This window comes from Bacillus testis (assembly GCF_001243895.1).
GTDB classification, from domain to species: domain Bacteria; phylum Bacillota; class Bacilli; order Bacillales; family DSM-1321; genus Bacillus_AD; species Bacillus_AD testis.
The window spans coordinates 2,799,650-2,823,126 of sequence record NZ_LN851186.1; the positions used below are offsets into that span (position 1 = coordinate 2,799,650).

The following is a 23,477-nucleotide window of genomic DNA, read 5'->3' on the forward strand; positions in this document are numbered from 1 at the left end:
TATCCTGAATTGGATAGCTTTACTGCGGAATCATTTTAACTGTTCGGCTTGCGCCAGCAATTCTTCCGCATGATTCTTCGTTATGCTCGTAATCTCTACACCCGATATCATGCGGGCGATTTCTTTGACTTTTTCGTCGTATCCTAAAGGATGGACGCTTGTTTTGGTCCGGCCGGCTTCGATTTGTTTTTTTATAAACAGATGTGTATCCGCCATTGCAGCCACCTGAGGCAAATGCGAAATGCACAACACTTGGGAATCGACCGATACCCGGTAGATTTTTTCGGCAATGGCCTGGGCCACTCTTCCACTGACACCCGTGTCCACCTCATCAAAGATAATGGATGTGATGCCGCTGTGCTTGGAGAAGATATTCTTAAGCGCCAGCATAATCCGGGACAATTCTCCGCCGGAAGCTGTCTTGGCAAGAGGCTTCAGTGGCTCTCCGGGGTTTGTGGAAATGTAAAATTCGATTTCATCCATTCCGTTGCGCTTAATATCACGCTGCGCTAGGTCTTCGTCCATAGAAGGCTTTTGCAGGAACATAACTTCAAACACTGTTTTGTCCATATAAAGCTCTTTCAGCTCCTGAAGGATATCTGCGGTCAGTTTTTTTGCATATGTTTGGCGCAATTTCGAGACATTGACGCCTTCTACAAGCAGATCTGCCTTTAACTCCTTCAATTTTTCTTCTAATTTGGCCAGATGCGTTTCCCTGTTCTGCAGCGTTTCTATTTCTGCTTCGATATCAGCGAAGTACTCCAGAATCTCTTCAATCGTCTTTCCGTATTTTCGCTTGAGGACATTCAGCTCATTCAGCCTGCTTTCAATCATATTTAAACGCTCAGGGTCAAATTCAAGCATTTCAAAAGCGCTGCGCAAAGAAATCGATGTTTCTTCAAGCAGATAATAGCTGGATGAGATGCTTTCCGACATGTTCTTTACTTCGTCATCCAGCTCCGCAACATCATCCATATGATTCATGGCGACTGATAGCCAATCGAGCGCTTTCTGTTCGCCTCTCAGAGCCTGATACGCTGATTGTAGGCCTGAATATATTTTTTCAAAGTTATTGATTTTCTTCTTTTCTTCCGTTAACTCTTCGTCCTCATGAAGCACCAAATTGGCATTTAGGATCTCATTATATTGGAAATTCAAAAAGTCCAGACGATGCACAGTTTGTCGCTCATCTTGATTGAGGCTGTCATATTGTTTCTGGGCACTTATGTATTCTTCATACACCCTGCTATATTCAGCCATTGCTTTTTTGATTTCTTCCCCTCCGAACTGATCTAACAGTGGGAGGTGAAAATGGGGATCCATAAGTTCCTGGTGTTCATGCTGTCCATGGACATCAATTAACGAACTTCCGATCTCTCGAAGGATGCCGATCGTTACCATCTTGCCATTTATGCGGCATACACTCTTGCCGTTTTGCGAAATATCTCTTCTTAAGATGATGGTACCTTCGGATACGTCTATTCCTAGCTGTTGAGACTTTTCATAAATGGGATGGTCATCATCGTTAATGATAAACATGCCTTCTAGTTCAGCTTTATTTTCCCCATGCCGAACAAACTCCGAAGAACCTCTTCCGCCAGACAGAAGATTGATCGCATCGATAATAATACTTTTCCCGGCCCCTGTTTCACCAGTCAATACAGTCAATCCGCTATTAAACGAAACAGTCAGTTCTTCGATGATGGCGAAATTTTTGATGGAAAGCTCAACTAACAATGATAATCACCCTTCTCCCTTATAGCATTTCTAAAAATCTTTTCTTAATGACTTCAGTATCTTCCACCGTTTTGCATATGATCAAACATGTATCATCTCCGCAGATGGTGCCCAATATTTCCGTCCAATCCAGATTATCCAGCAAAACCCCCACCGCATGTGCATTTCCGGGGAGTGTTTTCATGACCAGAAGGTGGCTGGTCGAATCAATTCTGACGAAAGCGTCCATCAGCGTTCTTTTGAGCTTCTGCAGAGGATTGAATCGCTGGTCAGCAGGCAGACTGTATTTGTACTTGCCATCCATCAATGGAACCTTCACCAAATGCAATTCTTTGATATCACGGGAAATTGTTGCCTGAGTAACATGAAATCCAGCATTTTTCAATTCATCAACTAATTCATCTTGAGTTTCAATATCATTCTGTGCAATAATTTCTCGGATTTTTATATGCCGTTGTCCTTTATTCATAATCCACCTCTGTAACTTCTGCATTTTGACTTATTCAAACATGCAACTATGAATAAGACTTCTATATTTCAAATCATAGACCATTTTATAAATCTTGTACATGTTTAACTCCAGAAAATCTGTATAAAAATTTAATTTTGATGTATAACTGTTTGAGCACTATAACCTCTATTTATTTTATCAAAATAGTTTTAAAAACCGCACAATCGTTTTGTTCGGCAGGGTATTAATTGTACCATTCGCATTCTTACTGGTGTTTGGCCTCCCACTACACTTCTTCGCCTTTACGCATTTTGGGAGTGGGATAAAAATGGTATTCTTTTTTGCATGACCATGCATAAAATCCCCAAGGGCTAAAGACCCTGGGGATTTTTTATGCATTTATTTTTTCTTCAGTTCTGCGTGCGCAATTGCGACGACTTCATTTGCCTGCAAGGCGGACTTATTCTCGCCGGCAGGCTTTTCGCCTTCCCAATGCAGATGGATCAGAAATTCGATATTTCCGTCTCCCCCCGTGATTGGAGAAAACGTCAGGCCTAGACAGTCATAACCAAGCGCCAGCGAAAAATCAACAATCTTCTCAATGACCTCTTGATGGACCTTTGGATCTCTGACAATTCCTTTTTTGCCTACCTGTTCTTTGCCGGCTTCAAATTGCGGCTTGATTAAAGCCACGACATCGCTGCCGGATACAAGCAATGTCTTCAAGACAGGCAATATAAGCTGCAATGAAATAAAAGAAACATCTATGCTTGCAAAGTTTGGCATTTCTCCAGCTAAATCAGCCGGTGTCACATAGCGGAAGTTGGTCCGTTCCATTACGATGACACGGTTGTCCTGTCTTAGCTTCCATGCCAACTGATTATAGCCGACATCCAAAGCATAAGACATTTTAACGCCGTTCTGCAGCCCGCAATCCGTAAATCCGCCTGTTGAAGACCCGATATCAAGCATCACTTTGTCCTGGAGATTGAGGCCGAACGTATGGATCGCTTTTTCTAATTTTAGCCCGCCTCGCGACACATATGGCATCACTTTACCCTTGATTGTCAGATGTGTATCCACAGGAATCTTTTCGCCGGGTTTATCAAGTCTTTCTTCATTGGCGTATACCAACCCAGCCATAACAGCCCTTTTTGCTTTTTCTCTTGTCTCAGCCAACCCTTGTTCAACTAACAATACATCTATTCGTTCTTTATTTATTTTCATACCTAAGCCCTTTTTTGTTTTTGCGGTGTCATTTTCTTAATATGAGCAACAGCTTGATCTGCTGTCAGATCGATTTCTTCCAATAGTTTATCCACATTTCCGTGTTCAATGAAATGATCAGGGATACCCATGCGCTCAATTACTGCCGAATGATAGCCATGGTCATGGGCGAACTCAATAACAGCTGAGCCAAATCCCCCCTGAAGGATGGCTTCCTCAATTGTCAGCAATGGGATATTCGCTTTCAGCAAATCATGCATCATGCTTTCATCAAGCGGTTTGATGAATCGGGCATTGACAACTTGAACAGAAACACCGTGTTTTTCAAGTTTCTCTGCCGCTTCAAGCGCCATCGGGATTGTAGTTCCGAATGTCAGGATAGCCGCATCCCTGCCTGGGCGCAATACTTCCCAGCTTCCGATTGGAATCGTCTTGAGCTCTTTGTCCATTTCCACGCCCAAACCATTGCCGCGCGGAAATCTCATGGCAATCGGACCGTCATCATAGCTGATGGCCGTATTGACCATATGCTGCCCTTCGTTCTCATCCTTAGGCATCATCAACACCATATTCGGCAAGCTGCGAAGGAACGAGATGTCGAATACACCCTGATGGGTTTCACCGTCTGCCCCTACCAAGCCGGCCCGGTCAATGCCGATAAAAACATTTAAGTTAGGGCGGCAGATATCATGCACGACCTGGTCATACGCCCGTTGCAGGAAGGTAGAATAGATGGCCAAGAATGGTTTCATCTTCTGGGTCGCAAGCCCTGCCGCCACGGTGGCAGCATGTTGTTCGGCAATCCCTACGTCAAACATCCGGTCCGGAAATTCAGAAGCGAATCCCTCCAGCTTAGAGCCGACCGGCATTGCCGGCGTTATAGCGACAATCCGCTCATCTTTTCTTGCTAATGTGCGGACGGTCTCGCTTACGAGCGAGCTCCAGGCAGGGGCCTTGCTGACTGCTTTAATGATTTTGCCGGTATCGATTTTATAAGGACCGGTCCCATGCCATGTACCAACTGTATCATGCTCCGCAGGCGTGAACCCTTTCCCTTTCTTCGTGATTACGTGAAGAAGAACGGGGCCTTTGGTCTTCTTGGCATAACGGATGTTTTCAATCAGCGAATCATAGCTATGCCCGTCCACCGGACCAAGATACGTAAAGCCCAGCTCTTCAAAAAAGACGCCGGATACTAATAGGTATTTCAAGCTGTCTTTTACCCGTTCTGCCGTTGCGGCAAGTTTTCCGCCTACAGCCGGTATTTTCTTCAGCAAATATTCCAATTCATCTTTCGCTCTGTTGTATTTCCCTGCTGTGCGCAAAGACGCCAATACATTATGAAGGGCACCTACATTTGGGGCGATCGACATCTCATTATCGTTTAATACAACAATCATATCTTTCTTTTCGTGTCCGATATGATTAAGTGCTTCCAAGGCCATGCCGCCGGTCAAGGCGCCGTCGCCGATAATCGGAACAATATGGCTTTTTTCTTTTTTCAAATCGCGGGCAATCGCCATGCCCATCGCAGCGGAAAGAGAAGTGGAACTGTGCCCGGTTTCCCAAACATCGTGCTCACTCTCTGCCATTTTTGGAAAGCCGCAAAGCCCCTTGAATTGTCTCAACGTATCGAATTGGCCAGCTCTGCCGGTTAATATTTTATGCACATAGGATTGATGGCCTACATCCCATAAGAATTTATCCTGAGGACTGTTGAATTCTCTATGGAGCGCAATCGTTAATTCAACAACGCCTAAATTTGGTCCGATATGGCCTCCGGTGACAGAAAGTTTCTGAATAAGAAATTCCCGTATTTCCTGGCTCAGCGCTTCCAATTCCTGTTTATTCATATTTTTTAAAAAAGAAGGGTCCTTTATTGATAGAAGATCCAACAGGATCACTCACTTTCTTTCGGTTTCGCCCGTAGATTTTCTTTACAAAAAGCCGTTAGCACTTAGGTGATAACGGCTTTCCTATCTGATCATCACTAATCGCAAATCGCTTATTGCTGCCTATTCGCGCCACTTTCCATAACGCTCTCAAGTATAAGTATATTTTACGTCAATATACCATAAATCCTCTTGTACTACAAATTCAGCACTTTATCCCGTTCACTAAGCATTAAATGGGAAATCAGCGGTTGATTCCGCTGATGATAGGAAAGAATTGGCCGCTGGCAGATTTATTTGGTTCTAAAAGCTACGAGTTTTGTAATGTCGTATAAAAAGCCCCGTTCCATATTCAGCTCTTTCAGAACAGACAAAGCTACGCTTATTTCTTCCTGCAGCTTGGCTTTTGCTCCATCCAAGGTCAATAAAGCCGGGTATGTATTTTTATGATTGGCTACATCGCTGCCAACCGGTTTGCCTATCTCTTCTTCACTGCCTTCGATATCGAGAATGTCATCACGGATTTGGAAAGCTAATCCAAGATGGTGGGAGAAATCCTTCAGGGCTGCCTTTTCCTCTTTGGTTGCACCGGCTAAAATTGCGCCAGCCAAAACACTAGCCGAGAGCAGACGTCCTGTTTTATGTTCATGGATATATTCCAGCTCTGCAAGGGAAATGGCTTTACCTTCCGCCTCCATGTCCGCAGTTTGTCCGCCTACCATCCCACCAGCGCCTGCACAGGAGGAAATGACAGAAACTAATTCAAGTTTCTGTTCAGCAGTAATCCCTTTGGGCATGTTTTCGGTCAGCAGGGTAAAACTATGCGTCAGCAACGCGTCTCCAGCAAGAATCGCAGTGGCTTCACCATAGACAATATGGTTGGTCGGCTTACCGCGGCGCATGACATCATTGTCCATGCTTGGTAAATCGTCATGGATCAGGGAATATGTATGGATCATTTCAATGGCGCAAGCAGCTTTCATTCCGTATTCAAGCTCTTTGCCAAAAGCATCTAGTACAGCAAAAACAAGCAGAGGGCGTATTCTTTTTCCCCCGGCCTTCAATGAATAACTCATGGCATCTTTAAGGACCTGGGGCGCCTTGATGCGGTCGACCTCTTCTAGAAGGGCTCGGTCAACCTTTTGTTTTTGCTGCTCCATGAATAAATCAAACGAGGCTGTATTCATTGCCGATTACTCCTCCTCTTTCACTTGAAAAGGCTTCAATTCACCATTCTCATCTACGATTTGCACTAGCTGTTCCTGAGCGGACTGTAATTTGCCGTTACAGATTTTAGACAGATCAATGCCTCGTTTATAAATATTAATTGCTTCCTCTAAAGGAACGTCTCCTTCTTCCAGCAATTCAACAATATGCTCCAGCTGTTCCATTGCTTCTTCAAATGAGATTTCTTTTTCTTTAGCCATTGAATTCACTCTCCTTTAAGTCTTTTACTTCACAAACCAGTTGTCCGTCCTTCACGATCACGTTAATCGAATCACCAGCTTTTACTTGATCCTTGCTTTTGATGACTTGTTCATTTTCATCGAAGGCAATGCTGTAGCCCCGTTCCATGATGTTCAACGGGCTCAAAACCTGCAGTTTACTGATGGTGCCCTTGAAAGCCTGCTGTTTCAGCCGGATGACATCTCTCATATTCCTGTTCAGCTGTTTATCGATTCTCGACAGCCTTTCAACCTGCTGTTCGACCTGCTGCACCGGATGGAAGCGTTTCAGTACGTTTACTGTGCGCTTCAAACGATCCTCTTTCTTTTGATAAAAGCGCAAACCTTCTTTTAGTAGGCGTTCTGCCAAGAAATCCAATTGTTCCGCCTTTTGCTGGTACAATTTTTCCGGATAGCGGAATGCATATGATTTTTCCAGACGCTGCAGTGCTGACTGCTTTTGCTGGATTGTGTGCACGAGCAGGGTTCCTATTTTAGATATTGTTGCATCCAATGTTTTCTTCATTTCAAGATAGTTCGGCACGGCCAGCTCAGCTGCCGCAGTCGGCGTGGCTGCCCGGATATCCGCTACAAAATCGGCGATGGTTGTATCTGTTTCATGGCCGACTGCAGATATGACGGGGATTCGGGATTCATAAATGGCACGGGCTGTCTTTTCTTCATTAAACGCCCATAATTCTTCAATTGATCCACCGCCCCTCCCAACGATCAAGACGTCAATCTCTTCATTTTCATTAGCCTGTCTGATGCTTTTCACAATCGAATCCGCTGCGTTCTGCCCCTGCACCAAAGCTGGGTACAGCAGCACACGCCCCATCGGATAACGTCTTTTCAAAGTCGTCATAATATCGCGCACAGCAGCACCGGTAGGAGATGTCACTACACCGATTGTAGCCGGATAAGGTGGCAAAGGCTTTTTGTGTGCAGAAGAAAAATACCCTTCTTTCTCCAATCGTTCCTTCAATTGCTGGAAAGCGACAAACAAATCGCCGACTCCATCAGGATGCATTTCCTTGGCATAGACCTGATAATTGCCGCTCTGCTCGAATACAGATACTTCCCCGCGGAGGATTACTTTCATGCCGTTTTCCGGCACGAATCGAAGGGATGCATTGCTCTTGGCGAACATAACTGCCGAAATCCTCGCCTTTTCATCCTTCAGCGTAAAATACATATGGCCGCTGGAATGCCGCTTAACATTCGATAGCTCCCCTTTAATGTATACATCTCTAAGATGGGGATCATAATCGAATTTTCGTTTGATATATTTTGTCAGAGCTGTAACCGTCAGATATCGCTCAATCGCCATACGAAACCCCTTTTCTGTTCACTTTATCTATCATTAGCGCGAAATGGATTGGATTCTGTTTGACTCCATGCGCAATTATTTCATCCAAGATAAAAAAACTGTCATATTGCTATTATAAACAAAATGACAGTTTTCTTTAAGTGTTTATCCTCGCTTGCCTGTCCTTTGGAATGGCTGCTTTACAGTGAATGGATTCTTTTTGCGGCCTTGACGGTATTATGCATCAGCATGGTAATGGTCATCGGCCCTACTCCTTTAGGAACCGGCGTAATAAAAGAAGCCACTTCTTTCACGTCGTTAAAGGCTACGTCGCCACATAGTTTGCCTTCTTCATTGCGGTTCATCCCGACATCAATGACAACTGCGCCCGGTTTCACATGTTCAGCTCTAATAAGGTCACGGACACCGACAGCTGCGATCAAAATATCAGCATCGCTCGTATATTTGGCCAAGTCTGCCGTTTTGGAATGGCAATACGTGACGGTTGCATTTCGGTTAAGCAATAACTGCCCAACTGGTTTGCCGACTATATTGCTTCTTCCCACAACGACCGCATGCTTGCCTTCCGGATTGCACCCAATGTGGTCCAGCATCACCATAATGCCATATGGTGTACAAGGAAACAAAGTATCTTGGCCGGTCATCAATCTGCCGATATTGACCGGATGAAATCCGTCTACATCCTTTTCAGGAAGAATGGCGTCAAGGACTGCTTTTTCCTCTATGTGGCCAGGCAAAGGCAATTGCACCAATATCCCATGGATCTTTTCATCCTGGTTTAAATCATTGATATGTGCCAGCAGTTCCTCTTGCGATGTGGATTCCGGCAGTTCCAGCAGCACAGAATACATGCCCAATTCACGGCATGTTTTTTCTTTATTTGCGACATATGTCTTTGAAGCTTGGTTGTCTCCTACAAGAATGACAGCAAGACCGGGAGTGACCCCCTTGTTTTTCAGCTCTTGCACTTGTGTCGCAATATCTTCGCGGACTTTCTTCGAAATGGCAGTTCCATCAATTATAGTAGCGGTCATTCCAATCTTCCTCTCCTCAAGATCAACGATTTATGTATTCTATAAAAAAACTGGCAGAACCCGCCCGGTCCCTGACTCTTTTCGTCAGTTCAGGGGAATTGCTGCCAATCTTCTTCCATATGTTATACTCAAGGTTATGCTTAAACCTGCAGACCCATCCAGGCCTTTAGAGGGTTATTATAGTGACAGATTCGCTTTAATTTTGGAAAGTACTGCATTCACAAACTTCCCTGATTGATCATCACCATATAATTTGGCTATTTCAATTCCTTCGTCCATTACCACATTGACAGGGACTTCTGTTGACTTAAGCATTTCGTATGTGCTTAAGCGAAGGATATTGCGGTCGATATTGCCCAATCGGCCGATTGTCCAGTTCTCCAGATTACGCTTGATGATCTCATCGATTTTATCCATATTTTCAACTGTGCCTTTAACAAGAAAGTCCAGGTATTCGTCTCCAGGCTCGTCTTCCAGGACGGCCGCGATGGCTTCATCCACTTCACTTTTTGATAAATCTATTTGAAACAAGGCCTGTAAAGCCTTTTCTCGTGCGGTTCTACGTTTCATTTTTGTACTCCTTCAGCGCTTTCTTTGCTCACATTTTTTTATCTCAGCATGGGAATATAAAAGTCCTGCATCCCTTAGCAGGATTCAAAAAGCCGGTTACCCCCATGTCTCCGTTACGTTCGACTCTTATTAAGCGTGATTGTCCGGCCACGATTAACAAAGTTTCACTTTATAGTAAACTATAGCATAAACGAACATTGAAAGGTAGTGTTTCGAACAATATTAAGAAATTGAACAAACAATCAGTTAATTTAAGTATTTAAGCAGCGATTTGCATTCAATTGCTCTATTCCTACTTTCATTATAGACAAAAATCACCCGCACTATCCGGAACTCCGATTATCTTCGCCCCAAAAAAAGCCCTCCTAACCCGCTGCCTGACAAATGCGTCAGCAGCGAGCTAAGAAGGCCTATTCAATCTAAAGTCTGTTTACCCTTCAGGATAAGCAGCGTGGAATTCATTACATTTCCTGCATGACATCCGGCTCTGTTTTTGTCGATTCAAAGACCACACCGACAACATGAATGTTCACTTCATCCGCTTCAATTGCTGTCATATTGATGAGAGCTTGGCGGATATTATCCTGAACTTCTTGAGCCACTTTTGGAATGGATACTCCAAATTTGATCATGCAGTAGATTTCTACTTTGATGCCGTCTTCTGAAAGTTCAACCTTGACGCCTTTACCATGGTTTTTCTTGCCCAATTTCTCGACTACACCGGTTGCGAAGTTTCCGCGCATTTGCGCAATCCCTTCTACTTCGGATGCTGCGATCCCGGCAATCACTTCAATGACTTCCGGTGCAATTTCCACCTTACCCAACGAACTGTTCGTTTGCGTCATTTCCAACATATTGTTTTGTTCAACCATTCAACACACCTCCATTTATACTACTCATTCTGAATCCATAATATCATGGATTTCAAGGAACTTTGTATTAAAGTTACCACTTACAAAGTCTTCATTTTGAAGTAATTTTAGATGAAACGGAATCGTTGTATGAATGCCTTCAACCACAAATTCACTCAGCGCTCTTTTCATGCGGTCGATCGCCTCCTGGCGTGTTTTGCCATAAGTGATGACCTTTGCAATCATACTATCATAAAAAGGAGGAATCGTATAGCCAGGATATGCCGCAGAGTCAACCCTTACGCCTAAGCCGCCCGGTGGAAGATACATCTGGATCTTGCCTGCGGAAGGCATGAAATTCTTATAAGGATTTTCCGCATTGATCCGGCATTCAATCGCCCATCCATTAAAAGTAACTTCCTCTTGAGTTAAACAGAGTTTTTCTCCGGATGCAACACGTATTTGCTCTTTGATCAAATCCACTCCTGTTACCATCTCAGTAACAGGATGCTCTACTTGGATACGCGTATTCATTTCCATGAAGTAAAATTGCTTATTGCGGTAGTCATAGATGAACTCGACTGTCCCTGCGCCTGAATAATCCACAGCAAGGGCTGCTTTAACGGCAGCTTCCCCCATCTTCGCGCGCATATCTTCATCCAGAACAGGCGACGGCGTTTCCTCAAGCAACTTCTGCAATCTCCGCTGAATGGAGCAATCGCGTTCGCCAAGATGGATAGCATTCCCATGATTATCAGCCATAATTTGGATCTCTACATGGCGGAAATCTTCGATATATTTTTCAAGATAGACGCCCGGATTTCCAAACGCGGTCATTGCTTCCTGCTGAGTGATGCGGATTCCCTTCACTAGACTGTCAGCATCGCGCGCTACGCGGATCCCTTTTCCTCCTCCGCCGGCCGTTGCTTTAATGATAACAGGATATCCGATCTCATCTGCCAGCTGAAGGGCTTCCTCTTCATCCTTGATGATTCCTTCAGAACCCGGCACGATTGGCACGCCGGCTGCTTTCATTGTTTCCCGCGCCACATCTTTGGTACCCATCTTAGAAATGGCTTCCGGCGACGGCCCAACGAATATAATACTGCACTCTCTGCATAATTCGGCAAAATCGGCATTTTCCGCAAGAAAGCCGTAACCAGGATGGATGCTATCGCATCCTGTCAATTTGGCTGTACTGATAATATTCATCGTATTAAGGTAACTGTCTTTCGAAAGAGTCGGCCCAATGCAATAAGACTCATCTGCCAATTGGACATGCAGAGCATCTCGGTCGGCTTCCGAATAGACAGCAACCGTTTCAATGCCCATTTCTTTACATGCCCTGATAATACGTACGGCAATTTCTCCTCTATTCGCAATTAATAGTTTTTTAATCATATGTTCCAGCTCCTTATTCAGCTTTGACTAAGAATAATGGCTGACCATACTCTACCAGTTGGCCGTCTTTCACCAGAATCTCAACAATTTCCCCATTAACTTCTGCAGTGATTTCGTTGAATAGCTTCATTGCTTCCACAATGCAAACTACGCCTTCTTCGGTTACTTTCATTCCTTTTTGAACATATGGTGCCTCTTCCGGAGATGGAGAACTGTAGAATGTCCCCACCATAGGAGAAATAATTTTATGTAGGTTTTCGTCTTGTGCAGGAGATGCCTCATTGGCAGGAGCTGCTGGTTGTGATGGTGCGGCTTCTTTCGGCTGGGCTTGTGCAGGCTGTGCCGGAACAACAGGATTTTCCACTGGAGCTGCCTGGATGATTGGTTGTTGGACGACTGATACTTCATTTGCCGCTTTCTTCATTTTGATTTTTGTCCCATCCTGCTCGAAATTAAACTCTTGGATACTTGAAGAATCGATTAATTTAATGATTTCTCTGATTTCCTGTACTTTTAACAAAGTACTGCACCCCATTCCCTAAATTTTTTATGACTAACTTCTAATATCATAATATACTGCCAAGTAAAAAGACAATCTCTATCATAGAATTCATACTTTTACTAACTATCATACTCTTTTATGGTGCTTTAGGGAATATCTTGCACTCTATTATTTTACTTAGATATCTATTAAAATGGATATTATTGTTATAAAATACATAAAAATGTATTTTATTTAAAAGGGAGGGTCTCTTTTGACTCTAGCAGAAATCAAACGAAATGACTTAATCAGGAAGAACAGCCTAATGGTGAAAGCCACTCTACTGTCCGTCATCCTTGCCGCTGCAGTCGACGTAATCATGAAGAAAGAAGCACAAACCATTTTATCCATCCTCATTGGAGAGATCATGGGGGTAGGAGTTGTAGCATTCATGCATTACAGCAAGAAATCGATTCGATTGATTCCTTATGTCGCCGCATTCATTGTATCGATCGTCATTTTTTTCATTATGGAAAACAGTGTATCCCCGACGGCCATTTTACTGGTCTATTTTGTATTGGGCACTTGCGCCATCTATCTGGATAAAACCATTTTACGCCTTGGCTTCGCCCTCGGGTTGCTCTTATTGATTTTGTTTACATATCTCCACCATGATGTGCTACCCTTCGAGTTGAAAAACTACGTGACTATTTTCCTATTACATACACTTGTCAGCATTCTCCTAGATTTTCAATTGACAATGTCCAGGAAAATGGAAAATGACATAACTTCGGTCCAATTGCAGACTGAACATCTCCTAAAACAGCAACAGACGACACAAGGAGTGCTGAAAAACAACACTTCTGTTATATCATCCATGATGAATACTGTTTCCTCGAAGAGCGAGGAATATCAAAACCACAGCGACAGCATCGCCCTATCTCTCTCCGACTTGGCAAAAGGGACGCAAGAACAGACAAATGCTGTGATCGAACTGCGTGATTCCATTCAAGAAACAAGGAAAATGATTCAAAAATATGCCCATTTATCCAAAAAAATCGCAGAAAATGCAGTCCAAACAGAACACAGTGCCTACAAAGGCTACGAAACAATCGAGTCGCTTCAAGCAAGAATGATGGTAATCACTTCCCAAGTGGCAGATATCACTTTAAAGATTGGCATATTAACAAAAGAGGTTGAAGAGGCATCCTCCTACATTTTGACGATCCGCCAAATCGCAAAGCAAACAAATCTATTGGCACTGAACGCATCCATTGAAGCTTCCCAGGCAGGAGCAAGCGGGAAAGGTTTCGCAGTTGTGGCTGCTGAAGTTCGAAAACTGGCCGAAACAACGCAAGCAACCGCAGCATTTATATCAGACAACCTATCCACCATTGCCGAACAAACCCTTGAAGTACACCAGCGCATCCATGATGCCTCAGAAACAGTTGATGGCAACCAAGTGCTCGCATCCCAATCAAAAGACCAATTCACAATGATTGTCAGTCAAATCAGCCAGCTGCAAACGGAAATCTCTGAGTCTTATCATTTAATCGAGAACATTCAACAATCCACTGTTTTGGTGGACCAGGCAATGGACCAATTCAGCGGTATCTTGGTAGAGGCAAACGCACAGCTTCAAGAAATAACTTCTCTTACTTCCCTGCAGAAGTCAGAGCAAAAGCTATTGACCAAATCAATCAAGGAGGCGGATAACTCCATAAAAAGCCTGGCCCTCCTGCAGCAGGATGAGTCTTTCATTTTGCATTGAAGCTATGATCATTCAGTCGCCAAAGATTAAATGTGAAAGAAAAGCGGAAGAATACTTTAAGTAACGGCCAATTCCGTCACCACGGGAGATACCGGTTATAAAATATGTCAGCACCAATATATTTGTTATCCAACTTTTTTCCCAGACTGGCCTCCATTTTAATGCAGTGTGTTGAATCCTCGTTGCCGTTTGTTAACTGGATTTGTCTTTTACCGATCCATTCATTCATGATGAGAGTTTTCCCGCATGTAAATGCACGTAAGAGTATCCCCGTCCAAGCATAAAAAACAATGGCCGTCAAAATGACAGCCATTGCTTTTTTACGTTATATTCTGTTCATAACAACTGCTTCTTTTTGAAATAACGCCACATGCCGATTGTCAGCACAATCAACAAGACCAAAATCACCACAGTGGTGTACGGCGAATCTTCAAAAGGAAGCGGAACATTCATGCCGAAGAATCCAGTGACGAATGTCAAAGGCAGCATAATGGTCGATATAAGCGTCAACACATTCAGCTTTTCCGATGACTTGGCGTTAATGATGCTGTAGTACGTATCGAGGGCACTGTTCACCAAATCGCGGTACGTCTCCGTCGCGTCGACAATCCTTTCGAGATGGTCGATCAAGTCCGTATAGAACGGAAGATTTTCTTCCTGGATATCGAATTTCCATTTGCCGTCAACCGTCAGGAAAATCCGCCGCTGCGGCAGGATGATTCTCCGGATCAGAATGATGGTCCGTTTCAAAGCCAGGAATTCCTCGGTAACGCCGCGGACTTCTTCATCATAAATTTCATCTTCGAGCTCATCGATCCGCATGCTGATGCGGTCTAGGATTGGGAAATATTCGTCCGTGATGCCGTCAATCAAGGCATACAGGAGAAAGTCCGCCCCCTTATCCAGATACTTGCTGCTTTTGGCACAGATCAGGTCCATTTGCCGCAGCCATTTCAATTTATGCTTATGGATGGTCACCACATAATTGGGCCCGAAGAAGACATTGAGCTCTAATGTCGTAATCTCATTATCGCTTTCTTCATTATACTGCGGGGCATGGAAAACAAAGAATTGGTAATCCTCGTAATTGTCCACCTTAGCCCGAGGACTGTCATGGAGGCAATCTTCTATGGCGAGTTGGTGAAAATCAAATAGCCGTGCAATCTGATACAGTTCCTGATTGCCGACATCATATAGGTCAATCCAAAGCAGGTTATTTGGATTATCCAATTGACGCGTTGCTTCCTGTAAATTGATATTCGTTATAACCTGTTGTTGGTCAGACTGGTACAGATAGGTTTTTATCATTTATTACACCTCGTTTTCTTAATGTGACGAGGCATCAAAAATCAATGTGAACCCTTTTTAAAGACAAGAGGAACAGGAACACTTTTTGCTGCCTCATTCTTTCGCCGTATCTCTTTGTCCTTATCGGATTTGGATCGTCAGTGCTCATGCTTCCCTCACCTCCAAAATGAAAAGCCCCTTTCTTAGAGAAAGGGGCATATAAGCACAGTCTGCTGTACATGTCTCCCCTTGCCGAGTTTTAGCACTGTATAGCATAGGAAGACCAGCTACATTAAGAAAAACCTTACTCCGATTTTCCCTGTTGACCCATTGGCGTCTTTCGACGTTTCTGGGCAGCAGCATATCTCTATACAGGAGCCTCACCTAACAGAAGACCTTATTGAACTATACTTACTATAAGAAAAGGATGCATTTCTGTCAATCTCCTCTTTTCTTCGAAAACATACATAGACCGGCAGATTAACGGCTTAGCTTCCTTTCCTTCCAAAACATCGTAATTCCAAGGCCGATCACAAGGATGAAAGCCGAGAAAAAATAAGGAAAATGGATGTCCACATCGAACAGAATTCCGGCAATCGTAGGTCCGGCAATATTGCCAAGGCTGGTGTATGCCGAATTCATCCCTGCCACAAACCCCTGTTCATTACCTGCCATCTTGGACAGAAAAGTAGTAAGCGCCGGGCGCAGGATATCAAATGCAAGGAAAATAACGCTTGTCACAAGCAAAATAATCCAAAAATCACCGATGACTGTCGATATCAAAGCAAAAATCGCGCCAATAATTAAACAGAATTGAATCAATTTCTTTTCGCCGATTGCAAAAACTACTTTTTCAAATAAAAATACTTGAGCAATCACACCCACAATAGAAGAAATGGTAATAATCGTGGCAATATCCTTTGGCGTAAAGCCGAATTTGTGGTCAGAAAACAGACTGAAAACTGTTTCGTAGGCAGATAAGCCGAACGCCAGCACAAAGACAATAATAAAAGCGATTAAATAGAACGGTTGGAACGATTTTTTTAGTTCGCCGAAAAAATGGCTATCCTTGCTCTCTTCTGACAGTTTCCTTAACTCTTCTTTTGTAAGCGGCTCTTTCAAAATGGCAAACGATATCATTGCTGCAACAAAAGCGATGGCAGCCGCAAAGAAAAACGGAGCCCGGACGCCCAATGAGGCAATGAAACCGCCGACTCCAGGGCCGATAATGAATCCCGTGGAGATGGCCGCAGAAACATAGCCCATCGCTTTCGGGCGCTCTTCAATCGTTGTGATATCCGCTACGTACGCTGTTACACCAGGCATAATAAAAGCGGCACTGATTCCGCCCAGAATGCGGGCAAGGTATAGCACCCATACATTGGTGCCCAAGCCGAAAATCAATTCAGAAAGCGAAAAAATAAATAACCCTATCACAATGATTTTCTTTCTGCCGATGCTGTCGATCCATCTCCCTGCATATGGGGATATAAGTAACTGCGAAAGCGAAAAGGCAGCCACCATATACCCCATCGTCTTGCCCGACAAGTGCATTTCTTCCATAAAGGTCGGCATAATGGGAATAATTAACCCGACTCCAAGAAAAACAATGAAAATATTAAACAAAAGCATTGTGAATACAAATTTCTGTTTATGCATAATGTCCTTCTCTTCTCCTCCGTCTCCATCAGATTGATCTATTTTTCAAGCTGTTTTCACAAGTAACAGGGACATTTAAATACCAGCCCAACTTGCTGGACTTTTTACATATCCGCCCCTTCTTCATTAGACCGGCCTCTCCTTCAAAACAGCCCTTATACATCTAAACTATCTAAAGCTATCATCGTATCGTCCGGGAAATAAGTCAACTATATTAAATAATAATTCAATTCAAGCCATAAATTCTTCCCAGCTGCAGACAGACAAGGAAAGGCACACCATCCAAATAGAATGGTGTGCCTTTCCTTGTCATATTGCTTATTCATTTGGCTGCACGTCGACTGTAATGTCATTTGCTGTTGGCATTTCGCCGGCGACAAGGCGGAAAATTTCATTGGCTGTTGTCTTGTCATGTTTAGCTGTCTTGATTGATACTTGGACATTATTATCATTATCTGTGCGGACCAACGCTGCTTTTGTGCCATTCATTCCTTCGATCATCCCTTGCAGCATTTCTTCCTTTTCGCTTCTTGTATTTAACGTGTCGATGGCGTTTTTCGCTTCATTTCTTTCCTCGGCTGAAAGTTCTGTATTCGATAATTTTGCATTCAGTTCTTCAATTTGCTTGCTGCGTTGGTCTTGGATATCCATTCGTACGGTTTCGAATTTTTCATCGCCGGCAGGAACCACTTGTTTGCTGACGCTCTTTTCTTTTGTATCATTTTTAGCCACTGTATTCGTTTGTCCCTCTTTGACCACATCTTTTTCTTTTTGGACGGTCGTTGCCATTTCATTTCCTTTTTTCGGCGGCGTCGTCACATAATACACAGACAATACGATTACCAAACTTAACATTGTTAAAAGCCAAACTGTTTGTTTTTTCAATAACATTTTAATTCCTCCTTATTTTTTCGGCATGACTGCCACCCGATAACTTGGCACATCCAGCGCTCTCGTCACGGCTTCGACAATCCACTTTTTCACAGTTATATTTTCAGCGCCTTTAGCGACAATCAAAACGCCTCTAATGGCGGGCTTTTTCGTTTCCTGTACAAGCGGCACTTCCTTATCGCCATTTTTCAAGATGACCATCTGCTCGTCCTTCGATGTATCATCCACTTTCCGCTTGCCGCCTTCTCGGTCTATCTCTTCTGTAATTTGCTGTTTAGCGACATGATTCCTCATATATATTTTTTTCTCGGTGGCATCGACGTTGACGACTACCTTTACATCTTTCACACCGGCTATGTTTTCAAGAGCTTCCTTGATTTGTGTCTCAAAGCTGCGCTCATAATCAGCTATGGTTACATCTGCCTTATTATTTTTGCTGCCGAATGTCTCTACGTTTTCTGGCTCGGCGCCAGCAACCGCCGGTAGTGCATCAGCAGAAGAAGCGATGTTGATTCTCTTGGTCAGCATCTCACTGCCCATCATGATCGCCACACCCAAGACAAGAACAATTAACATATAGACATAGAGGGAAGGCTTTTTATTCTTTCCTTCATTCCCTGCTTGATCATCTTGATTCGTCCATTTCTTCAGCCATTTAGAAAACGGGTTCTCACCTTTCATTCTATGTGTCCCTCCTTTCAAAACCGATTTGGATTTTCGCTTCATCGACTCCCCATTGTTCCCCTAGGAACTGCTTGATTGCTTCTGAACGGACAGCATTTTCATCTGCCGGATCCTTGTCAGTATCGATATCGACTGGGCGGACAGCTTCTACCGCACCGGACCGGTTAGGGGCCAGTACGACTTTGATGCCAGCCAGATCCTTTGGAAGCTGTGGGTTGTCGACCGGCTTTACGGACACGTCTATATGCTTGAATTCGTAATTGTATTGTTTAATCAACTCCTCTTCTCCTTCTTTCTTTAATTGGACAGCCATTTCATCTAAAATATATGCATTGTTGGCAGCTTGTATTTCTTTTTTCTTGTCGGAGAGCGCTATTTCCATCTTATTATTTTCGACAGTGCCTGAACGGGTCGCCTGCGCAAGCAATTCATCAAAATTAGCCGACAACAATTTGAATACAGGAGAAAGCAGCACTGTGATCAGCAGCAGGCCGACGACCATCTTTGCATATTTCTGCATGGCGGAGCTGGGCAACAGCATGTCCATCACTGTAGCAAGCAAAATAAAAATGATGATGTTCTTTATCCAATCAGTCAGAAATTCCATTTGCGTCCATTCACCTACCTGACCATTAATGTGACATTGCCGGCAGCGATGATGATGGTGATGCTCAAGAAGAACATGACTGATACAATCGCCAAAGCGGCAAAGATATACATCATACTTTTACTGATAATATCAAGGCATTTAATGACGGTCCCGCCTCCGAGCGGCTGCAGGACAGCTGCCGATAATTTATAGATGAAGGCGATGATCAATATTTTTAAGGCTGGGAAGGCGACGATCAACAGCAGGATGGCGACCCCTGCAATTCCCACCGTGTTCTTCAGGAGGGAAGAAGCACTGAATACAGTATCCGCTGCATCCGTAAACATCCTGCCAACAACCGGGATGAAATTGCCTGTTATGAATTTGGCCGTACGGATCGTAATGCCGTCCGCCACGGCGGTGGAAGCTCCCTGTACAGAGATGACTCCCAGAAATACGGTCATAAAGGCTCCCAACAAGCCAATGCTCCAATTTTTGATCATCCCAGCCAGCTGAGACACCTTATAGTGTTCACTCAAGACGCTGACAATGCTCAAAAGAGAAGCCAGGAATAAAAGCGGCAAGATAATTTTCCCAATCAAAAGACCGCTGATATTCATCAAGAAAATCAATACAGGGTGAAAAAAAGCAGCAGACACAACCCCGCCTGAAGCCGCAATTAATGCCAGAAGCAAAGGTGTTAACGCCATAAAAAAGGAAATCATTGTATCAATCGTTTCTTTTGTGTACTGGATTGCCACATGGAAACTGTTTAGCGCAAGAATGATTAACACCATGAATACGATACTGTAGGCTACTTTTGATACTGAGCTTTTCTCGAAGGCGTTCTGCAACGATTGCAGGAACATACTGAAGACAGTCAACAAAATCAATGTTCCCAACAGTTTGCCATTAGCCAGCAATTCATGGAATATATATTTAAGGAATCCTCCGGCCCAAGCTTTAAGCGAAAATGTTTTTTCACCGCTTAGATAATCCTTCAGGCTTCCCTTTTGCCCTTCCGGCAGATAGCCCCCGTACTCCTCCATGATTTGATCCCAGAAGCCGGTCAAATCATCCAGTTTCACTTGCTGCAGGCTCTTGTTGATTAATGATTGCGAAACATTTGCAGAAGAAGGTTCTTCTGGGGACTCTGTGCTATTTCCGTTCTCTCCCAGAGAGTTGTCCTGATTGCTACTGCTTTGAGTGGGTGCGTAGTTGTCCGGTGAAGCTTGTACAATGAGGGGAGCAATGCCAATAAGGAAAAAAGCCATACATACTGCCAAGATTAATTGCTTCATTTCTTCACCTCTTTTGCTAACGGTTAAGCCGGAATTAAATTCAGGATGGTTTCAATCAATACGGTCAGTATAGGTATGGCCATGGATAAAATTAGGATCTTGCCGCCTAATTCAATCTTGGATGACAACGTCCCCTGTCCGGCATCCTTTGTAATCTGCGAGGCAAACTCCGCTATATAAGCAACGCCGATAATCTTCAGGATTGTTTCCAAGTACAGCATATTAATATTGGCCTGCTCAGCAAGCGCTTCCACCATATGGATGATGCTGTAAATCTGGTCGACGAGCATCAGGAAAATCGTACAGCCTACAAAAATGACCAGAAGAAATGCAAAATTGGGCTTCTGCTCTTTTAAGATGGTCGCGAGGAAAGTCGCAAGCAGGGCAATGCCGGCAATTTTTAATATTTCGATGGCGGCTCCCCCCTTTTAACCAAACAAGAAGACGGACTTGATTTTATCGAATAACTGGTCGATGATTTGGGCGACCATGAATAAAATATAGATGAATCCGAAAAGAGTCACCCATTGTGAATATTCTTTCTTATTGATCTGCTCTAATAGAGTATTAATAAATGCAATCACGATTCCCACTCCGGCAATCTTAAAGATCAATCCAACTTCAATGCCCATTTCGATTTCCTCCTGCTTGTGGTTTACATTAATAAAATGATGAATAACAGCCCTGCCAAAAAGCCAAGGCTTTTTGCCATTTTTTCGTATTTCCCCTGTGTGGCAAGGGCATCTTCTTCAGCTCGCTCGAGATGAGACATAGTGAGAAGGATTTGCTTCTGTTGCTGGTAGCGATCATGTTTGCCAAGCGTTTCCCCGAACTGCGACAGAATCTCGATTTCATTTTCTTTCAGAGTAAGCTGCCCTCCGATGCTTTTCAAGCTGAGGTCCCAAGCCTTTTTGGCAGTCATCTCTGCCTCTTGGAGCCTAGCGGCAAAATGAATGAAAAATAAAGAAACCGGGGCCGGGAGCTGTTTGGATAAACGGACGGCCGCTTCACGGAGCGGAATATGGCCGAACATGATTTCCGATTCAAGCGCCTGGAGAGCCTGGCGGAAAGAACGTAATTGCAGCGGCCGCAGGCTCAGATGCCGTGCCTTGTCGAATCCGACAAAAGTAGTGGCAATCAGTATAAATGCTGCGCCAATCAGTTTGATCATCCCGGAACACTTCTTTCCATGGTAATCTCCGCGCCCTTTTCATCAAGAACCTTGCATGAAAAACCGCCGTTCCTTGTTCTCCCAAGCAAAATGAATCGGCTGAACACTTGAAGCTCCATGATGGCGCGGATAGTCGGGCGTTTCAGCACATCCTCCAAGGAATGGCCATGGATGGTGATTAACAGTTGAATGCCAGCATTGACCGCTTCAAGGACAGCTGCGGCATCTTCGGCACGGCCTATTTCATCGGCAACAATAATTTCCGGCGACATCGACCGGATGAGCATCATCATGCCTTCCGCTTTTGGGCAGGCATCCAGTACATCTACCCGGGGCCCGAACTGTAATTGCGGGACCCCCCGGACTGAGCCCGCTATTTCCGAACGTTCATCGACAATTCCTGTTTTAATGGCAGGAATACGGCACTCTTCCATGCCTTGTGACGCAATGCGGGCCAAATCTCTCAATAGTGTGGTTTTTCCAGTCTGCGGCGGACCGATAATCATAGTGTTCTGCCAGCTATTCCTATATAAATACGGCAGTAAATGTACTGAGCAGCCCAATTTTTCCTTAGCTATACGGATATTGAAAGAAGAAATATGGATAATGGCTTTTACACTGCCTTTGTCCAAAATAACCTTTCCGGCCAAGCCAATCCGATGCCCTCCTTCAATGGTGATATAGCCCCTTTTCAACTCTTCTTCCATTGTGTACATAGAAAAACGGGTCAGCTGGTTCAAAAGCTGGCTCGCCGCTTCTTCATCAACAATATATGGAAGAAGCATATAATCCCGGCCGTCAGATACTTCCACTGGCCGATTGATACGGATGCGGATTTCTTCTATTCGTTCGATCATCTCAGGAGTTAAGTCTTGCAATAGCTCGGACAATTTTGGGGGCAGGAATGAATAAATGGATTGCATACAAGCTTCCTCCTTATTCGGTGTGTCCTTACAATGTATGCGGGCATGTACACTTTATGACTGATGACTTTTGGAAGAACAGCCGGAACGCAAAAAAGGGTGAAAGCATATGCTTTCACCCCTGGGTCATCCATCGATAAGTATGTTTAGATAAACGGATGTTTTCCGCTTTTCTTTATTGGCTAGCTGCAACGGCCGCTTCCGCTTTTCTTAGCCTCTGGATACGTAGGAACCGTCTGTTGTGTTGATGACTAATTTGTCTCCTTGGTTCACGAAGAATGGAACTTGGACGATCAAGCCTGTTTCAACAGTGGCAGGTTTTGTGCCGCCTGAAGCTGTATCACCTTTGATGCCAGGTTCTGTTTCAGTTACTTCAAGTGTTACTGTATTTGGAAGATCTACACCGATTGTTTCGGTGCCGTACATCATGATGTACACTTCCATGTTTTCTTTAAGGAATTTCAATTCGCGCTCGATTTGTTTTTCGCTCAATTCGATTTGCTCATAGTTTTCGTTATCCATGAACACATGTTGATCGCCGCTTGCATATAGGTATTGCATTTTGCGGTTTTCGATATGTGCTTTTGCTACTTTTTCTCCTGCACGGAATGTTTTTTCCTGGATAGCGCCAGTACGCAGGTTACGAAGTTTAGAACGGACAAAAGCAGCACCTTTGCCTGGTTTTACGTGTTGGAATTCGATTACTTGCCAAATCCCATTGTCTACTTCGATTGTTAAGCCTGTTCTAAAGTCGTTCACAGAAATCATTGTTTTTCCTCCCA

The 23,477-nt window shown here is 43.9% G+C and carries 23 protein-coding genes, 1 pseudogene and 1 riboswitch; of the genes and pseudogenes, 1 reads left to right on the forward strand and 23 read right to left on the reverse strand.

The window, feature by feature from the left end:
* Nucleotides 1-30: 30 nt before the first annotated feature.
* From recN to accB, 12 genes and pseudogenes are all read right to left on the reverse strand, one after another.
* Nucleotides 31-1,737, reverse strand: coding sequence for a DNA repair protein RecN (gene recN, locus BN1765_RS13980; RefSeq protein WP_050615708.1), 1,707 nt, complete (start codon nt 1,735-1,737; stop codon nt 31-33).
* A gap of 19 nt (nt 1,738-1,756) precedes the next feature.
* A complete protein-coding gene (gene ahrC, locus BN1765_RS13985; protein ID WP_050615709.1) occupies nt 1,757-2,206 on the reverse strand; it encodes a transcriptional regulator AhrC/ArgR in 450 nt (149 codons plus the stop codon).
* Nucleotides 2,207-2,587: 381 nt separating this feature from the next.
* Complete coding sequence (locus tag BN1765_RS13995) at nt 2,588-3,415, reverse strand: TlyA family RNA methyltransferase (RefSeq protein ID WP_050615711.1); 828 nt, start codon at nt 3,413-3,415, stop codon at nt 2,588-2,590.
* Nucleotides 3,416-5,310 (reverse strand): annotated as a pseudogene (gene dxs, locus BN1765_RS14000) (1-deoxy-D-xylulose-5-phosphate synthase); the annotation flags it as partial.
* Between the two features lie 290 nt (nt 5,311-5,600).
* The gene (locus BN1765_RS14005) at nt 5,601-6,494 is read right to left on the reverse strand and encodes a polyprenyl synthetase family protein (RefSeq protein ID WP_050615713.1); all 894 of its coding nucleotides are present in this window, start codon (nt 6,492-6,494) and stop codon (nt 5,601-5,603) included.
* Nucleotides 6,495-6,500: 6 nt separating this feature from the next.
* Nucleotides 6,501-6,734, reverse strand: a complete 234-nt coding sequence (xseB, locus tag BN1765_RS14010) for an exodeoxyribonuclease VII small subunit (RefSeq protein ID WP_050615714.1) — start codon at nt 6,732-6,734, stop codon at nt 6,501-6,503.
* Nucleotides 6,727-8,082 carry an exodeoxyribonuclease VII large subunit gene (gene xseA / locus BN1765_RS14015; protein ID WP_050615715.1) on the reverse strand — a complete coding sequence of 452 codons (1,356 nt, stop codon included), beginning with the start codon at nt 8,080-8,082 and terminating at the stop codon, nt 6,727-6,729. Before xseA ends, xseB begins: the two co-directional genes overlap by 8 nt.
* 179 nt (nt 8,083-8,261) lie before the next feature.
* Nucleotides 8,262-9,116: a bifunctional methylenetetrahydrofolate dehydrogenase/methenyltetrahydrofolate cyclohydrolase FolD gene (folD, locus tag BN1765_RS14020; RefSeq protein WP_050615716.1), complete on the reverse strand. Its 855-nt coding sequence runs from the start codon at nt 9,114-9,116 to the stop codon at nt 8,262-8,264.
* Nucleotides 9,117-9,293: 177 nt separating this feature from the next.
* The gene (nusB, locus tag BN1765_RS14025; protein WP_050615717.1) at nt 9,294-9,686 is read right to left on the reverse strand and encodes a transcription antitermination factor NusB; all 393 of its coding nucleotides are present in this window, start codon (nt 9,684-9,686) and stop codon (nt 9,294-9,296) included.
* A gap of 461 nt (nt 9,687-10,147) precedes the next feature.
* Nucleotides 10,148-10,558 carry an Asp23/Gls24 family envelope stress response protein gene (locus BN1765_RS14030; protein WP_050615718.1) on the reverse strand — a complete coding sequence of 137 codons (411 nt, stop codon included), beginning with the start codon at nt 10,556-10,558 and terminating at the stop codon, nt 10,148-10,150.
* A 24-nt stretch (nt 10,559-10,582) separates the two neighbouring features.
* Entirely contained in the window at nt 10,583-11,938 is a 1,356-nt protein-coding gene (gene accC / locus BN1765_RS14035) for an acetyl-CoA carboxylase biotin carboxylase subunit (RefSeq protein ID WP_050615719.1), read from the reverse strand.
* A 13-nt stretch (nt 11,939-11,951) separates the two neighbouring features.
* Nucleotides 11,952-12,458: an acetyl-CoA carboxylase biotin carboxyl carrier protein gene (accB, locus tag BN1765_RS14040; RefSeq protein WP_050615720.1), complete on the reverse strand. Its 507-nt coding sequence runs from the start codon at nt 12,456-12,458 to the stop codon at nt 11,952-11,954.
* Nucleotides 12,459-13,443: 985 nt separating this feature from the next.
* Between accB and BN1765_RS20805 the strand changes: the two genes are divergently transcribed.
* Nucleotides 13,444-14,190 (forward strand): methyl-accepting chemotaxis protein, encoded by a 747-nt coding sequence (locus tag BN1765_RS20805; protein ID WP_390621206.1) that lies wholly within the window; start codon nt 13,444-13,446, stop codon nt 14,188-14,190.
* Nucleotides 14,191-14,526: 336 nt separating this feature from the next.
* On the opposite strand, the gene corA is transcribed toward BN1765_RS20805, so the two are convergent.
* The 11 genes from corA to efp all read right to left on the reverse strand — a co-directional run bounded on the left by corA (nt 14,527) and on the right by efp (nt 23,463).
* On the reverse strand, nt 14,527-15,498 hold the full coding sequence (corA, locus tag BN1765_RS14055; RefSeq protein ID WP_050615723.1) for a magnesium/cobalt transporter CorA: 972 nt from the start codon (nt 15,496-15,498) through the stop codon (nt 14,527-14,529).
* Between the two features lie 216 nt (nt 15,499-15,714).
* Nucleotides 15,715-15,877, reverse strand: a riboswitch (M-box (ykoK) riboswitch).
* Between the two features lie 80 nt (nt 15,878-15,957).
* The gene (locus tag BN1765_RS14065) at nt 15,958-17,136 is read right to left on the reverse strand and encodes an MFS transporter (RefSeq protein ID WP_050615725.1); all 1,179 of its coding nucleotides are present in this window, start codon (nt 17,134-17,136) and stop codon (nt 15,958-15,960) included.
* 318 nt (nt 17,137-17,454) lie between these two features.
* Nucleotides 17,455-18,027, reverse strand: a complete 573-nt coding sequence (locus BN1765_RS14070; protein WP_050615726.1) for a SpoIIIAH-like family protein — start codon at nt 18,025-18,027, stop codon at nt 17,455-17,457.
* Between the two features lie 12 nt (nt 18,028-18,039).
* A complete protein-coding gene (spoIIIAG, locus tag BN1765_RS14075; RefSeq protein ID WP_050615727.1) occupies nt 18,040-18,708 on the reverse strand; it encodes a stage III sporulation protein AG in 669 nt (222 codons plus the stop codon).
* 1 nt (nt 18,709) lies between these two features.
* On the reverse strand, nt 18,710-19,318 hold the full coding sequence (gene spoIIIAF / locus BN1765_RS14080; RefSeq protein ID WP_050615728.1) for a stage III sporulation protein AF: 609 nt from the start codon (nt 19,316-19,318) through the stop codon (nt 18,710-18,712).
* Between the two features lie 14 nt (nt 19,319-19,332).
* Nucleotides 19,333-20,601 carry a stage III sporulation protein AE gene (gene spoIIIAE / locus BN1765_RS14085; RefSeq protein ID WP_050615729.1) on the reverse strand — a complete coding sequence of 423 codons (1,269 nt, stop codon included), beginning with the start codon at nt 20,599-20,601 and terminating at the stop codon, nt 19,333-19,335.
* 23 nt (nt 20,602-20,624) lie between these two features.
* Complete coding sequence (spoIIIAD, locus tag BN1765_RS14090) at nt 20,625-21,008, reverse strand: stage III sporulation protein AD (RefSeq protein ID WP_075050812.1); 384 nt, start codon at nt 21,006-21,008, stop codon at nt 20,625-20,627.
* 21 nt (nt 21,009-21,029) lie between these two features.
* The gene (spoIIIAC, locus tag BN1765_RS14095) at nt 21,030-21,233 is read right to left on the reverse strand and encodes a stage III sporulation protein AC (protein ID WP_050615731.1); all 204 of its coding nucleotides are present in this window, start codon (nt 21,231-21,233) and stop codon (nt 21,030-21,032) included.
* Nucleotides 21,234-21,256: 23 nt separating this feature from the next.
* Nucleotides 21,257-21,772, reverse strand: a complete 516-nt coding sequence (gene spoIIIAB, locus BN1765_RS14100; protein WP_050615732.1) for a stage III sporulation protein SpoIIIAB — start codon at nt 21,770-21,772, stop codon at nt 21,257-21,259.
* Entirely contained in the window at nt 21,769-22,695 is a 927-nt protein-coding gene (gene spoIIIAA / locus BN1765_RS14105; RefSeq protein ID WP_050615733.1) for a stage III sporulation protein AA, read from the reverse strand. The genes spoIIIAB and spoIIIAA overlap by 4 nt, the downstream gene beginning before the upstream one ends.
* 210 nt (nt 22,696-22,905) lie before the next feature.
* Nucleotides 22,906-23,463 carry an elongation factor P gene (gene efp, locus BN1765_RS14110; RefSeq protein WP_050615734.1) on the reverse strand — a complete coding sequence of 186 codons (558 nt, stop codon included), beginning with the start codon at nt 23,461-23,463 and terminating at the stop codon, nt 22,906-22,908.
* Nucleotides 23,464-23,477 lie beyond the last annotated feature (14 nt).

Bases quoted from the DNA above. Each gene is read 5' to 3' on its own strand.
- nusB (WP_050615717.1), bottom strand. From the start codon at position 9,686: ATGAAACGTAGAACCGCACGAGAAAAGGCTTTACAGGCCTTGTTTCAA.
- xseA (WP_050615715.1), bottom strand. From the start codon at position 8,082: ATGGCGATTGAGCGATATCTGACGGTTACAGCTCTGACAAAATATATC.
- BN1765_RS14005 (WP_050615713.1), bottom strand. From the start codon at position 6,494: ATGAATACAGCCTCGTTTGATTTATTCATGGAGCAGCAAAAACAAAAG.
- ahrC (WP_050615709.1), bottom strand. From the start codon at position 2,206: ATGAATAAAGGACAACGGCATATAAAAATCCGAGAAATTATTGCACAG.
- xseB (WP_050615714.1), bottom strand. From the start codon at position 6,734: ATGGCTAAAGAAAAAGAAATCTCATTTGAAGAAGCAATGGAACAGCTG.
- BN1765_RS14070 (WP_050615726.1), bottom strand. From the start codon at position 18,027: ATGTTATTGAAAAAACAAACAGTTTGGCTTTTAACAATGTTAAGTTTG.
- BN1765_RS14030 (WP_050615718.1), bottom strand. From the start codon at position 10,558: ATGGTTGAACAAAACAATATGTTGGAAATGACGCAAACGAACAGTTCG.
- folD (WP_050615716.1), bottom strand. From the start codon at position 9,116: ATGACCGCTACTATAATTGATGGAACTGCCATTTCGAAGAAAGTCCGC.
- spoIIIAA (WP_050615733.1), bottom strand. From the start codon at position 22,695: ATGCAATCCATTTATTCATTCCTGCCCCCAAAATTGTCCGAGCTATTG.
- BN1765_RS13995 (WP_050615711.1), bottom strand. From the start codon at position 3,415: ATGAAAATAAATAAAGAACGAATAGATGTATTGTTAGTTGAACAAGGG.
- spoIIIAE (WP_050615729.1), bottom strand. From the start codon at position 20,601: ATGAAGCAATTAATCTTGGCAGTATGTATGGCTTTTTTCCTTATTGGC.
- efp (WP_050615734.1), bottom strand. From the start codon at position 23,463: ATGATTTCTGTGAACGACTTTAGAACAGGCTTAACAATCGAAGTAGAC.
- accC (WP_050615719.1), bottom strand. From the start codon at position 11,938: ATGATTAAAAAACTATTAATTGCGAATAGAGGAGAAATTGCCGTACGT.
- spoIIIAG (WP_050615727.1), bottom strand. From the start codon at position 18,708: ATGAAAGGTGAGAACCCGTTTTCTAAATGGCTGAAGAAATGGACGAAT.
- corA (WP_050615723.1), bottom strand. From the start codon at position 15,498: ATGATAAAAACCTATCTGTACCAGTCTGACCAACAACAGGTTATAACG.
- spoIIIAB (WP_050615732.1), bottom strand. From the start codon at position 21,772: ATGATCAAACTGATTGGCGCAGCATTTATACTGATTGCCACTACTTTT.
- BN1765_RS20805 (WP_390621206.1), top strand. From the start codon at position 13,444: ATGATTCAAAAATATGCCCATTTATCCAAAAAAATCGCAGAAAATGCA.
- spoIIIAC (WP_050615731.1), bottom strand. From the start codon at position 21,233: ATGGGCATTGAAGTTGGATTGATCTTTAAGATTGCCGGAGTGGGAATC.
- spoIIIAF (WP_050615728.1), bottom strand. From the start codon at position 19,318: ATGGAATTTCTGACTGATTGGATAAAGAACATCATCATTTTTATTTTG.
- BN1765_RS14065 (WP_050615725.1), bottom strand. From the start codon at position 17,136: ATGCATAAACAGAAATTTGTATTCACAATGCTTTTGTTTAATATTTTC.